We start from the raw sequence: 12,979 nt of genomic DNA, 5'->3' as shown, positions 1-12,979 counted from the left end.
ATCCGGACCCGCGCCCGTCAGGCAGGCCGTCAGCGTCGCCCCGTCCTCGATCGCCTGCGCCGCCCCTTGGGCCATGAAGGGCAGCATCGGGTGGCACGCGTCGCCGAGCAGCGTGACCCGGCCCGAGGACCACCGGGGTAGCGGTTCCCGATCGAACAGTGCCCAGACGAACGTCTCGTCGAGCGCGTCGAGGATGCTCCGGACCTGCGGATGCCATCCGTCGAACGCCGCGAGCGCCTCGGCGGGGTCGCCACGATCGGTCCAGGACTCGCCGCTCCAGGTGTCCTGCTCGACGACGGCGACGACGTTGACCAGGCGCCGGCCCCTGACGAAGTAGTGCACGAAGTGTCGACCCGGACCCATCCAGATCTGGCCGGTCACCTCCAGGTCGAGGCCGCGCAGCCGATCGGCCGGGACCAGCCCCCGGTAGGCGACGCAGCCGGTGAAGCGGGGCTCCGCCGGCCCGAACAACTCGCGGCGTACGGCCGAGTGGATACCGTCGGCGCCGATCAGCACGTCGACCTCCACCCGGGCACCGTTCTCGAACGACGCCAGCACGTGGTCGTCGCGCTCGACCAGGCCGGTGAGCCGGTGACCGAGATGGACGCGCTCGGCCGGCACCAACCGGGCCAGCGCGGCCAGCAGGTCGGCGCGGTGGATCTGGTAGTGCGGGAAGCCGAACGTGGCCTCCACCGGCCCGGCCAACGGCGTACGCAGCAGCGTCCGGCCGTCCGCCCAGCGCCGCTGCTGCCACGCCACCGGCGCCACCCCGGTCCTCGCCAGTTCCTCCGCCAGGCCGAGCCGGTGCAGCACCCGTACCGCGTTCGGGCTGACCTGCACCCCCGCGCCGACCTCGGCCAACGCGCCCGCCTGCTCGTACACCCGGACGTCGAAACCCGCTCGGAGCAGCGAGAGCGCCACGGTGAGACCGCCGATGCCGCCGCCGACGACCCCGATCGAGATCCCCGATGCCGCCCCATTCCGCCGGGGTGGCGGCGCGGTCGTCCGGTGCGTCGTCATCGCGGTACCTCCCTCCGGACGACGATGCCACGGCGCATCCACCTCCGTCGACGACCGTGTCCGGGGCGCCCTCCAGCACCGGCCGGTGACCGGGCAGAATGCGCGGTTGTGTCCGACAACCCGGCGGAGTTCGTCCGAACCTACGCCCAGCTGAGCCCGGTCGCAGCGGTGCCGGAGATCCGGCTTCACCAGGCGGCCGAGCCGATCGGCCTCTGGGAGTTGACCGAGGGCGAGTTCCGCAGCGAGCAGCCTCCACCGTTCTGGGCCTTCGCCTGGGCGGGCGGGCAGGCACTGGCCCGGTACGTGCTGGACCATCCGGAGACGGTGGCCGGACGGCGGGTACTCGACCTGGCCTCCGGATCCGGGCTGGTGGCGGTCGCCGCTGCCAGGGCCGGTGCCACCCGGGTCCGGGCCGTCGACACCGACCCGATGGCGGTCGCAGCCGTCGGAGTGAACGCCCGAGCCAACGAGGTGGTCGTCGAGGGCGAGATCGGCGACATTCTCGACGGCGACGCCGGGAACGCGCAGGTCGTACTCGCCGGTGACGTCTTCTACAGCAAGGCGATGGCCAACCGGGTGCTCCGGTTCCTGATCCGCGCGGCGCGCGGCGGCGCCCGGGTGCTGGTCGGCGACCCCGAACGGGCGTACCTGCCCCGGGACCGGTTCCAGCCGCTGGCCGGGTACGACATCCCGGTGTCGCCCGCGCTGGAGAGCGTCCGGGTGAAGCACAGCCGGGTCTGGGAGCTGACCCAGATCACCTCCGGAACGGGCGGTGCCGGTCGCGAGCACCGGGCTGGTTAGCGTGATCAAGTGCTGTTCCGGAGTTGGCAGGAGTCGGTCGCGCGGTCGTGGCCGGACGTCGTGGTGCTACCCGACCATGTCGGGGTCGACCATCTGGTGGTGACCCGGCATGCCCTGGTCCGCCAGGTGCTCGCCGATCCGGGAACGTTCCGTCCGGACAACGCGCTGGACGCGATGACCCCGATCCCGGTCGCCGCGCTCCGGGTGCTCGCCGGGCACGGTTTCCGGCTGCCCGCCACGCTGGCCAACAACGGCGGGCCCAGTCATCCCGCGATCCGGGGCATCGTGGCCGAGGCCCTGCATCCACGGCGGGTCGCCGAGCAGCGGCCCTGGCTGACCGCCGTCGTGCGGGAGCGGGTGGGCCGGCTCGGCGCCGCGCTCGACGCGGGACAACCCGTCGACCTGTACGCCGACCTCGCGGCCGACCTGCCGCTGCTGGTCCTGGCCCGGCTCGTCGACCTGCCGGAGGCGCCGGCCCAGGTGGTGAAGGAGTTCACCCGGGCCGCCCTGGAGTTGTTCTGGGCCCCGGTCGATCCCGCTCGGCAGCGGGTCCTGGCTGACGTCGTCGGCCGGTTCCACGCCGTGCTGCGGGAGTTCGCGGCGACCGGTGCCGGGCTGGTCGGCCAGCTCCGGGCCGCCGGGCATCCGCCGGAGGTCGTGGTGGGGGCGCTGTTCTTCCTGCTGGTCGCCGGGCAGGAGACGACGTCGCAGTTCCTCACCCTGCTGCTGCACCGGCTGGCCGAAACGCCGGAGGTGCTCGCCGGGCTGGGTGACGGCACGGTCGACGTAGAGGACGTGGTGGAGGAGGGCCTACGCCTGGAGCCGCCGATCGTCACCTGGCGCCGGGTGGCCGCTCGGGACACCGTGCTGGCCGGCACCCCCGTACCGGCGGGGACCAGCGTCGTACTCTGGCTGGCCCGTGCCGGCCGCGATCCGGAGGTGGTCGCGGAGCCGGAGCGGTTCTCGCCCGGCCAGCCGGGCTCCCGGCGCCACCTCGCGTTCGGTGCCGGTGCGCACCGCTGTGTCGGCGCCCAGCTCACCCGGATGGAGGCCGCGGTGGTGGTGGCCGAGACGGCGCCGTTGCTTCCCGACGTCGCGGTGCTGCGGGCGCCCTGGTGTCCGGACAACCTCTCGTTCCGGATGCCCGACGCGTTCGTCGTCGCCCGACGCTCCACGCGGAGCCTATCCAAACAAAGGATCTTGGCATTCGAACAGAGATAGTGTTTTAATCGCACACATGTCTGTTCAAGAACGGCACCAGGCAATCGTGGAGCTGTTGCTGACCCATGGCCGGGTCACGGTCGCCGAACTGAGCGCCCGGGCCGGTGTATCGGAGATGACCACCCGCCGCGACCTGGAACTGCTCGAACGGGACGGACTGCTCCAGCGGGTACACGGCGGGGCGGTGAGCACGGTCTCGGGCAGCTACGAGCCGCCGTTCGCCGTACGCACCCACCAGCAGGCGGACCTCAAGGCCCGGATCGGAGTCGCCGCGGCGGCACTGATCGGCGCCAACGAGACCGTGGTGGTCGACGCCGGCACCACCGCGCTGGCCACCGCCCGGGCACTGCGCGGACGGCGGCAGCTGACCGTCTGCGCGTTGAGTGTCCCGGCCACCACCGAACTCGCCGACGAGTCCGGGATCCGGCTCATCGCCAGCGGCGGGGACGTACGCCCCGGAGAACAGTGCTTCGTCGGGCCACTCGCCGAGCGGATCTTCGACGAGCTGCGCTTCGACACCTTCGTGCTCTCGGTCGGAGGTGTCGACAGCGGCACCGGGCTCTCGGATTTCAACCCGGACGACGTACGCGTCAAGCGGGCCGCCATCGCCGCGTCCCGCCGCCGGGTGGTGGTGGCCGACTCGACCAAGCTCGGTCGGGTCACCTTCGCCCGCATCGGGCCGGTGCAGGTCGCCGACGTCCTCGTCACCGACGACGGCGCGGACACCGAACAGGTGGCGGCGCTGCGCGACGCCGGCCTTCAGGTCGTGCTGGCGTGACCGTCGGAGTACGCCATCCCGCCCCGCACCGGCTGCGCCCGGTGGCGGTGCTCGGCGCGGTCACCGCGTTCGCGATGATCGGCCTGCAACAGGCGCTCTACGGTCCGGCGATCCCACAGTTGCGGACGGAGCACGGGATCACCGCCGCCGGGGCGGCCACCGCGCTGAGCGTGCACTTCGCGGGCGCGATCATCGGTGTCCTGGCGATGCCTCTCGCCCGGCGGCTCGGCGTGGCCGACGGTCGCTTCCTGGGCTGGTCACTCCTCGGGGTCGCGGTGGGGTGCGTGGCGTTCCCGCTCGCCCCGGGCTGGCCGCTGGCCCTGGTCGCCGCCTTCGTCGCGGGGGTCGGCTTCGGCGGCCTCGACGGCGGCGTCAACCAGGTCTTCACCGAGGTGTACGCCGAGGGCGGCCACGGCATGCTCAATCTGCTGCACGGCTGCTTCGGCGTCGGTGCCGTCGCCGGACCGATCGCGATCGGGCTGCTGCCCGGGTACGGCTGGTCGTTCGCCGGCTGCGCCCTGCTGGCGGTGCTGGCCGTGCCGGCGCTGCGTACCGCGTCCGGAGCCCGCCTCGCACCGGCGGCGACGGTCGGCCCACCGGCACCACCGGAGCCCGGACCGGCGCCCGGACCGGTTTCGGCGACCGGACAGGTTCCGGCGACCGGACCGGTTCCGGCGACCGGACCGGTTCCGGCGACCGGACCGGTTCCGGCGACCGGACCGGTTCCGGCGACCGGACCGGTTCCGGCGACCGGACCGGTTCCGGCGCCCCGGTCGGTCCGCACGCCGGGGTCGGACCCCGCACCCGGGTCGACCTCCGCACCCGGGTCGACTCCGGCCCGGCGGGAGGTCGGCGACCGGCGCTGGTCCGCCCCGCTCGGTGGGGCGCTGTCGCTCGGTTTCCTGCTGTTCTTCGTGCTGCACGTCGGGCTGGAGACCGGTGCGGCCGGTTGGGAGACCACCCATCTGATCGCGACCGGGCTGTCGGAGTCCACCGCCGCGACCGCCACCTCAGGCTTCTGGTTGGCGTTCACCGCGGCACGCTTCGCGGTCGTGCCGCTCTGCCGCCGCTATTCGGCACGGACGATCGTGATCGCCTGCACCGGGCTGACCGTGCTCGCCGCGGCCGGCACCCTGCTCGACGGGCCGGCACCGATCGCCTACGGGCTGCTGGGCGTCGCGGTCGGCCCGCTCTTCCCCACCGGGCTGGCCTGGCTGGCCCGGCACCGCCCCGCGCTGACCCCGACCGTCGTCGCCGTGTCGATGGTCGGCGGGATCGCGCTGCCGCCGGCCATCGGACTGGCCGTCGGCGTGTTCGGACCGGTGGCGATCGCCTGGGCGATGATCATCCTCGCCGTCGCCGGGCTCGGCACCGTGATCGGGCTGGCCCGGGTACGCCGGATCGGACTACCCGTCGCCGCGCCGGCCGTCGAGGCCGACACCGCGCAGGTATAGCGCGACGATCAGCCCGCCCCCGACGACAAGGCTGAGGTCGGCGACGTTGCCGACGAAGAATCCGGCATAGTCGATGAAGTCGACCACGTGCCCCCGGGCGAATCCGGGCTCCCGGAACAGCCGGTCGAGCAGGTGGGTCGTGGCGCCGCCCAGCACCAGCCCGAGGGCGAGCGCCCAGGCGCCGGTCCGCACCTTCCAGGCCGCCCGGGTGATCGCGGCGACGGCGACGGCGGCGATGATCGTGAAGACCCAGGTGACCCCGGTGCCGATCGAGAACGCCGCACCCGGGTTGTAGAGCAACCGCAGGCTGAGCAGGTCACCGAGCACCGGCACCGAGCCGCCGTCGGAGAGCGCGGAGGTGGCCCAGAGTTTGGTGAGCTGGTCCACCACGAGGATCACCAACGCCAGGGTGATGACCCGGGGAAACCACCGGGTCCGCCCGGTCGCGGCTTCCGCCGCCGGCACCGAAGAACCCGCCTCGACCTGCTGCATGACAGACGACCTCCAGCACCCACCGCTCCCCGGACGGACCCTAGCCTACGACTTCGGCGAACCGGTGGCCCGAAACCGGACGCGCCGGACGGGTGGCTCGGACCGGGTACGCCGGCACCCGGCGGCCCCGTTCGAGATAGTCGTAGACCGCGCGGGCGAGTTGTCGTACCGTCTCCGCCCCGCCGGCCTCCGGGCCGGACGTGACGAAGGTGACCGCCACCTCCGAGCCGGGAACAAGGTAGTAGCCGACGTCGTGCGAGGCGTCGGTCAGTTCACCGGTCTTGTGCGCGACCGGTACGCCGGGAGGCAGCGCGGCGGGGATCTTCGTATTGATCGTCTGCTCGCGCATGAAGCGGATCATGGTCTCCCGCGACCCGGCCGACAGCAGGTTGCCGTCCCAGACCGCGCCGAGCAGCGACACCACGTCGTCGGCGGTCAGGTAGTTCTCCTCGCCCCGGGCCGCCGCCTCGGTGTCGAGCATCTTGCGGGCGAGCACCGTGTGCCTCAGGTTCAGCGAGTCGATCAACGCGTTGACCGGCGCGAATCCGCCCAGGAAGTCGATCAGTACGTTCGCGGCCGTGTTGTCGCTATAAATGATCATGTACTGGGCCAGCCGGCCGACCGACACCACCTGCGGAAAAGTCTCCTTCTGCAACTCGCCGCTGCCGCCCACCACGTCCGCCGGCTCGACCAGCACCCCGGCGTCCAGCGAGGTACGACCGCAGTCCACCCGACGCAGCAGCTCGGCCAGGATCCATAGTTTGATCACACTCGCCGCCTTCGGCCGGAACCCGCCGTTGACCGCGACCTCCTGGAAGCCGTACCGGCCGGAGAGGTCCAGGACGGACACGCCCGCCGGATTGCCCCTGGCGGCCGACGCGTCGACGATCTGCCGCAGTGGCACGGTGAGCGGGCCCAGCGGCTCACGCCCGGCCAGTGGCGCCGGCTGCGGGCTGACCACCACCGGCGCCTTCCCCACCACCGCCGCGCCGTGCCCGCGATCGATCGTGACGACCCCGTCGGCCTGGTTGTTCAGCGGCAACTCGTAGCGGTACGTCGTACCCGCCACCCGGACCCGCCCCGTCACCACCTCGTCGAGGACCGCCATCTCCGGGTCGTCGAGCCGACCGGTGTCGCCGGAACAGGCGCGGTAGCGCACCGTACCGGCCGCGATGTCGACCGAGAAGATGCCCGATCCGATGGACAACCAGGCCGATCGGGCCGGCCCGGTCGCGCCGTCCGAGCGGGCCACCCCGGCACCGGTCGCATCGTCGGCGGCAACGGCCGGAGCGGTGCCAGCGGTAAGGACGATCGCGCCGGTCAGGGCCACCAGGTGGCGCGACAGGAGCCGGATCTGCTGCATTTCAGGAAGATAACCGGATCCTTCTCACATTTGTCCGGTGTCAGGACCTTATCCCCCATCCGGGCTGATCGACCGCCGCGAGCCGGGCTCGGGCGGGTTCACCGGGCCGCCGGCGCGCACGGAGTTGACGAAAGTCAGGGTTCCGAGCCGCCGATCGTCCGCAGCGTCACCCCCACCCGAGTTCCTAGCGTGGGCGCACGAGTCGGACCGCGCCCCGGACCGGCGAGTCGCGAAACACCGGAAGGATTCATGATCACGTTAACCGAACTGACCAAGCGCTTCGGCGCCACGACGGCGGTCGACAACCTGTCGCTGAACATCGCCGCCGGTCGGGTCACCGGCTTCCTCGGCCCGAACGGTGCCGGCAAGTCCACCACGATGCGGATGATTCTCGGCCTGGACCAGCCGGACGCCGGAACCGCACTCGTCGACGGACGGCCGTACGCGACCCTCCGGCACCCGCTCCGGGCCGTCGGCGCACTGCTCGACGCCCGAGCCGTCCATCCGGGCCGGACACCCCGGGCACACCTGCTGGCGATGGCCCGCAGCAACGGCATCCCGACCCGACGGGTGGACGAGGTACTGGCCACCGTCGGACTGACCGAGGTGGCCGGCAAACGGGCCGGCGCCTTCTCCCTCGGCATGGGGCAGCGGCTCGGCATCGCCGGGGCACTGCTCGGCGATCCGGGAGTACTGATGTTCGACGAGCCGGTGAACGGGCTCGACCCGGACGGAGTGCGCTGGATCCGCGAGCTGATGCGGTCGCTGGCCGCCGAGGGACGTACCGTCTTCGTCTCCAGCCACCTGATGAGCGAGGTGCAGCTCACCGCCGACCAGCTCGTGGTGATCGGCAGGGGCCGGCTCATCGCCGACGCGCCGATCGACGAGGTGATCGCGGGCAGTTCGCTGACCGCGGTCCGGGTCCGCAGCCCCGAACCGGGCGCGCTGGTCCGGCTGCGGGACCGACTGGCCGCCCGGCACCTCGCGATCGAGCCGGTCGGCGACGACGAACTGGTGGTCACCGGTACGACGGTGGCCGAGGTCGGCGACCTGGCCCACGAACTCGGCGTACGACTGCACGAGCTGAGCGCCCGGGAGGCGTCCCTGGAGCAGGCGTACCTCGAACTCACCAGCGGCAGCCTGGAGTTCGTCGGTACCACCGCCGCCCACCCCGCCGCTCACCCGGCCGCCCAGACCCGAATCGAGGCTCGATGAGCAGCACCGTCTCCCCCACCCCGGGCCGTACGACCGCAGGCCCGCACCCCGGTGGCGGGCTGCCCGGGGCGATCGCCAGCGAGTGGACCAAGCTGTGGTCGGTGCGCTCGGTCTGGTGGAGCCTCCTGGCCAGCGTGCTCCTGATGGCCGCCACCGCCGGGCAACTCGCCATCTACGTCCAGAACGGCAACACCAACACCGAGCCCGCCGACGACAGGGGCGTGGTGGCCATCGGCCGGATCGCGATCGACGCCGTCGAACTGACCCAGTTCGCCGTACTCGCGCTCGCCCTGCTCGTCATCACCGCCGAGTACAGCACCGGAACGATCCGGCCGACCCTGCAGTGGACCCCGTCCCGATGGCGACTGCTGCTGGCCAAGACCACCGTGGTCGCCGGAGTCACCTTCAGCCTCGGCACACTGCTCGGCGGGCTCGGCGCCGCCGTCGCGGCACCCGTACTCGGGACGTGGGGGCGGTTCGACGCCGCCGAGACCCTCGGCGACGCGATCGGGCTCGGCGCGTACCTGGCGTTGATCAGCGTCTTCACCCTCGGCCTCGGCGCCGCACTGCGTGGGCCGGTCGGCACCCTGGTCACGATCTTCCTGACCCTGGTGATCATCCCGACCACCCTCCGCCTGCCCGACCTGGCAGCCCTCAACACCATCGCCGACATCCTGCCCGGCAGCGCCGGCCTGCACTTCCTCCGCGCCGACACCGACACCTCCCCCTACCCGCCAGCCGTGGGCCTGCTGCTGCTCCTCGGCTGGGCGCTCGCGGCGCTGCTCGCCGGACACACCGTGCTCCGCCGCCGCGACGCCTGACAGACGTAAGGAAGGGCCCCTTCTTATCGTTTTCTGTAGAAGAAGGGGCCCCTCCTAACAGCTGTGTTAGGCCGTCAGGCCGTCAGGCCGGCTTCGTACGCGATGATCGCCGCCTGCACCCGGTTACGGACGCCGAGCCGGGTGAAGATGCTGCTCAGATAGCTCTTCACGGTGCCCTCCACCAGGAACAGGCGCCGAGCGATCTCGGCGTTGGAGAGTCCCGCACCAACCAGGGCGAGCACCTCCCGCTCCCGCTCGGTGAGCGCCTCGATCCGGTCCCGGGCGGCCGGACCCCGGGCCAGCAGGCCACCGCCGAGTTCGATCACCCGCCGGGCGACCTCCGGCGAGAGGTACGCCGCGCCGTCCGCCACCGCCCGCACCCCGGCGATCAACTCCCGCGGGTCGCCGGACTTGAGCAGGAAGCCGCTCATTCCCTCGCCGAGCGCCCGAGCGATGTAGTCGTCCTCGCCGAAGGTGGTCAGCATGATCACCGCTGTCTCCGGGACCAGTTGACGGATCTGTGCCCCGGCGGCGAGCCCGTCGAGCCGGGGCATCCGGATGTCCAGGAGTGCCACCCGTGGCCGATGCGTCCGGACCAGTTCCACCGCGCTGCGCCCGTCGGCGGCCTCGGCCACCACCTCGATCTCCGGGTCGGTCGCCAGGATGGCTCGGACCCCGGCCCGGATCATCGCCTCGTCGTCGGCCAGCAGGACGGGGATCACTCTGCACTCCTTGTCGTCACGGACAGATCGTCACTTGCGGGGAGATCGTCGCGGCGGGTACCGGCACGGGCCGGCGGTCGCAGCCGTGCGACGGTACCGGCACGGGGCCGGCGACTCAGCCGGCGAGGTGGTACTTGACGACGAGGTGCCCGTCCAGAAAGCAGAGCTGGTAGACCGTCTGCCCGGGCGGGAGACCGCCGTCGGAGTAGAACTCGCACGCGGCCCCGCTCGGCACCGGGCGACCGGCGGCATTCTCCGGTCTGGCGACCTGCCGCCGCGGCAGCAGGTCACGCAGTTCGGCGCGGTCCTGTCCCACCCGCATCCGGTCGTACCGCTCGGAGTCCAGCACCGCTCCGAAGGACGCGATCGGGTAGTACGCGAGCACCAGCAGCATCCCGATCGCGGCCGGTACGGCCACCGCCACCACCAGGCTGCGCCGGACCCGTCGCCGGGCGGAACGCAGCCGGTGGGCGGTACCGAGGCGTGCCGGTTCCGGGGTTGCCGGCCCGCCCGCGTCCGAGGGGGCGGGGAGCCCGGACACCGGCTCGGCGTACCCGGCCCAGTCCTGCTCCACGGGGTACGCCGATTCGACCCCGTACGCCGTCTCGGTGGTGTGTGGCAGCTCGGCAAGCACCTCGAAGCCCTGTCCCTTCGGGCCGGCGCGCAGGCTGCCACCGGCCAGCCGTACCCGCTCACGCAGCCCGACCAGGCCGGACCCGGTCGTCCGTGGCCCAGGAAGCGGCCCGGCCGGTGGTGGATCGTTCAGCACCCGTACCGAGGTCCGGTCCCGGGAGTGGGTCAGCGAGACCGTCACCGCGGCACCCGGCGCGTGCCGGGTCGCGTTGGTCAACGCCTCCTGTACCACCCGAACGATCGCCCGCCCGACCATCGGCGGCACGACGCCATCCACTTCCTCCGGCACCGACGCCGGCTCCTGCCCCACCGACACCGGGTACCGGCCCGGCAGCGCGGGCGGCGGTACCGGGTTCCGGTCGGTGAGCAGGCGTACCGACATTCCGGCGGCCCGAACGCGCTCGACCAGGTCGGCGACGCTCTCGCCCGCCGGCCGGATCGGCGCCGACTCGGCGTCGTCCCGGAGCACCCCGATGACCTGCCGCAGCCGGTCGGTCGCCAGGGCGACGCTGACCCGCAGTTCGCCGGCCGCCCGTCGGTGTCGCTCGTCGAGCTCGGGCGCCACCTCCAGTGCGCCCGCCCGCAGCGCGATCAGGCTCAGGTCGTGTCCCAGCGAATCATGCATGTCCTGGGCGATCCGGGCCCGCTCCCGCATTCGGACCCGCTCGGCAACGCCCTGCTGCTCGCGTTCCAGCAGCCCGGCCTGCTCCCAGCCGGCCAGCACCAGCGCCCGGTGCTGCCGGTGGTACCGGCCGACGAGCCAGGGGAACACCCCGCCGACCAGCAGCGTGCTGGCGAGGAGGAACCAGACCTCGGCGGCGGTGCCGAGCAGGCCGAGGTTCAGCACGGTACCGCCGAGCGCGATCACGGCGAAGGTGAACCCCGCGGGCCCGGCCCGACGTTCACGCAGCCCCAGCAGATAGCTGAAGACCGGAATGGCGAAGATGAAATTGCCGTCGAACGCGGTGGGAAGGACGACGAGCACGAGTGAGAGAAGCGGCGCCCGCCGGCACGCCAGCACCGCGACCGCGAGCAGTAGCACCGAACCGGCCAGCCGGATCCCGTACCACGGCGGGTGCGGTGGGGTTGCCAGCGCCAGGGCTACCGGCGCGGAGAGCACGACCCACAGCATCGTGTGGAGGATCCGGTCCCGATGGCTGAGCGCCGCGTCGAGAGGCCCGCCTCGCTGCCGCAACATCCCGAGCGCCCAGGCGATCACCTGGCCCAGGCTACAAGCCTCGCGACCTGCGCGTTACTGACGAAAGTCAGGGACCTCGGACCCTCGGGCGTCGGCGCCACGACGACGCGGCGACGACGCGGCCGGTGCCCCCCCAGACGACCGGCGAGGGAAGGGTGCCCGCGTCGTTCCCGGCGTTCGGGATCTTGCAGATCATCGCCACGGCCCTCCGGTCGGGCGACGATCCCGCGAAGGACTTCCGGCGGTGCACCGTCGGGAAGTCAGCTGACCTCTTCGGCCCAGGTACGCCAGTCGTCCAGGACGCCGTACAGGGCCGGGGTGAGCCAGCCCGGCGCGGAGCGGCGGAACACGCCCGGTTCCATCGTCCCGGCGCCGTCCGGTAGTGCGCCGACCATGTTCGGAACCAGCTCGGTGAGATTGGCCCAGTGCACCAGCTCTGGCTCGGCCGGCCAGGCACCGAGGACCACACCGGCCGGCACCGCCCGGCGGTCCAGCGCCTCCAGGGTCAGCGCGGTGTGGTTGAGCGTGCCCAACCCGGCCCGGGTGACCACCACGGCCGGCGCACCGATCGACACCGCCAGGTCGGCGAAGGTCCACGCCTCGCCGGACGGACGCAGCCCCATCGGGACCAGCAGTCCGCCGGCACCCTCGACCAACACCAGGTCGTGCTTTTCCGCCTCGGCCCGGATCTCGTCGACCACCGCGTACAGCTCCAGGGGCTCCGCCTCCGCCACCCGGGCCGCGGCGAGCGGGGCCAGCGGCTCGGGATAGCTGACCAGGGTACGAGCGGTCATCGGGGCGGCCAGCCGGTTCACGGTGTCGATGTCCGGAACGGCACCGGTCGCCGTACCGGTCTGGCCGGGTTTCAGCACGGCGACCCGCAGGCCGGCGGCCTGGGCGGCCGCCGTGATCGCGGCGGTGACGATCGTCTTGCCCACGTCGGTGTCGGTCCCGGTGACCAGGATCGGACCGCGCCACGCTCCGCCGGTCACGGCGCGCACTCCACGATCACGTCGAGCGCCCGGTCGAAGTCGCGCCGGTCGAGGCCGACGTTGATGGTCAGGCGGAGCCGGGAGCGGCTGTCCGGTGTCGATGGCGGCCGGAAGCAGCCCACCGCGACACCCCGGTCCCGGCAGTCGGCCGCCCAGGCCACCGCCGTCTCCGGTCCGGGTGCGGTCACCGACACCACACCGGCGCTCGGAGTGGAGGCCTCCAGTCCGGCCGCGCCGGTGTGGTGTCGGTGACCGCACCCGGACCGGAG

The 12,979-nt window shown here is 72.6% G+C and carries 13 protein-coding genes; 6 read left to right on the top strand and 7 right to left on the bottom strand.

What is annotated here, in order from left to right; translation table 11 throughout:
* The coding region (locus tag I0C86_RS32565) for an FAD-dependent monooxygenase (RefSeq protein ID WP_196205139.1) at window positions 1-1,020 on the bottom strand (1,020 nt) is incomplete at its 3' end.
* Window positions 1,021-1,128: 108 nt separating this feature from the next.
* Between I0C86_RS32565 and I0C86_RS32560 the strand changes: the two genes are divergently transcribed.
* Genes I0C86_RS32560 through I0C86_RS32545 form a run of 4 tightly spaced genes read left to right on the top strand, consistent with a single transcriptional unit; the run spans window position 1,129 to window position 5,274 of the window.
* Complete coding sequence (locus I0C86_RS32560) at window positions 1,129-1,821, top strand: class I SAM-dependent methyltransferase (protein ID WP_196205138.1); 693 nt, start codon at window positions 1,129-1,131, stop codon at window positions 1,819-1,821.
* A 9-nt stretch (window positions 1,822-1,830) separates the two neighbouring features.
* Window positions 1,831-3,042: a cytochrome P450 gene (locus tag I0C86_RS32555; protein WP_196205137.1), complete on the top strand. Its 1,212-nt coding sequence runs from the start codon at window positions 1,831-1,833 to the stop codon at window positions 3,040-3,042.
* Between the two features lie 16 nt (window positions 3,043-3,058).
* On the top strand, window positions 3,059-3,820 hold the full coding sequence (locus tag I0C86_RS32550; RefSeq protein WP_196205136.1) for a DeoR/GlpR family DNA-binding transcription regulator: 762 nt from the start codon (window positions 3,059-3,061) through the stop codon (window positions 3,818-3,820).
* Window positions 3,817-5,274 (top strand): MFS transporter, encoded by a 1,458-nt coding sequence (locus I0C86_RS32545; protein ID WP_196205135.1) that lies wholly within the window; start codon window positions 3,817-3,819, stop codon window positions 5,272-5,274. The genes I0C86_RS32550 and I0C86_RS32545 overlap by 4 nt, the downstream gene beginning before the upstream one ends.
* Here I0C86_RS32545 and I0C86_RS32540 read toward each other — a convergent pair.
* Both I0C86_RS32540 and I0C86_RS32535 read right to left on the bottom strand, forming a co-directional pair.
* Window positions 5,227-5,766, bottom strand: a complete 540-nt coding sequence (locus tag I0C86_RS32540) for a signal peptidase II (protein WP_196205134.1) — start codon at window positions 5,764-5,766, stop codon at window positions 5,227-5,229. The genes I0C86_RS32545 and I0C86_RS32540 overlap by 48 nt on opposite strands.
* 40 nt (window positions 5,767-5,806) lie before the next feature.
* A complete protein-coding gene (locus I0C86_RS32535; protein WP_196205133.1) occupies window positions 5,807-7,129 on the bottom strand; it encodes a serine hydrolase in 1,323 nt (440 codons plus the stop codon).
* Window positions 7,130-7,378: 249 nt separating this feature from the next.
* Here I0C86_RS32535 and I0C86_RS32530 point away from each other — a divergent pair, with 249 nt between their 5' ends.
* Window positions 7,379-8,344 carry an ABC transporter ATP-binding protein gene (locus I0C86_RS32530; RefSeq protein ID WP_196205132.1) on the top strand — a complete coding sequence of 322 codons (966 nt, stop codon included), beginning with the start codon at window positions 7,379-7,381 and terminating at the stop codon, window positions 8,342-8,344.
* Window positions 8,341-9,165 (top strand): ABC transporter permease, encoded by an 825-nt coding sequence (locus I0C86_RS32525; RefSeq protein ID WP_230395162.1) that lies wholly within the window; start codon window positions 8,341-8,343, stop codon window positions 9,163-9,165. Before I0C86_RS32530 ends, I0C86_RS32525 begins: the two co-directional genes overlap by 4 nt.
* A gap of 74 nt (window positions 9,166-9,239) precedes the next feature.
* Here the strand turns inward: I0C86_RS32525 and I0C86_RS32520 are convergent, their stop codons facing one another.
* The 4 genes from I0C86_RS32520 to I0C86_RS32505 all read right to left on the bottom strand — a co-directional run.
* On the bottom strand, window positions 9,240-9,887 hold the full coding sequence (locus tag I0C86_RS32520) for a response regulator (protein WP_196205131.1): 648 nt from the start codon (window positions 9,885-9,887) through the stop codon (window positions 9,240-9,242).
* A 115-nt stretch (window positions 9,888-10,002) separates the two neighbouring features.
* Window positions 10,003-11,739, bottom strand: a complete 1,737-nt coding sequence (locus tag I0C86_RS32515; RefSeq protein WP_323373978.1) for a sensor histidine kinase — start codon at window positions 11,737-11,739, stop codon at window positions 10,003-10,005.
* Window positions 11,740-11,978: 239 nt separating this feature from the next.
* A complete protein-coding gene (gene bioD / locus I0C86_RS32510) occupies window positions 11,979-12,719 on the bottom strand; it encodes a dethiobiotin synthase (protein ID WP_196205130.1) in 741 nt (246 codons plus the stop codon).
* A partial coding sequence (locus tag I0C86_RS32505; RefSeq protein ID WP_323373977.1) for an aminotransferase class I/II-fold pyridoxal phosphate-dependent enzyme occupies window positions 12,707-12,979 on the bottom strand: 273 nt, incomplete at its 5' end. The genes bioD and I0C86_RS32505, both read right to left, overlap by 13 nt.

Source organism: Plantactinospora alkalitolerans, assembly GCF_015690345.1.
Taxonomy (GTDB): domain Bacteria; phylum Actinomycetota; class Actinomycetes; order Mycobacteriales; family Micromonosporaceae; genus Plantactinospora; species Plantactinospora alkalitolerans.
The sequence above is the reverse complement of the archived record's forward strand: the minus strand, read 5'-3'. Positions and strand labels throughout refer to the sequence as shown.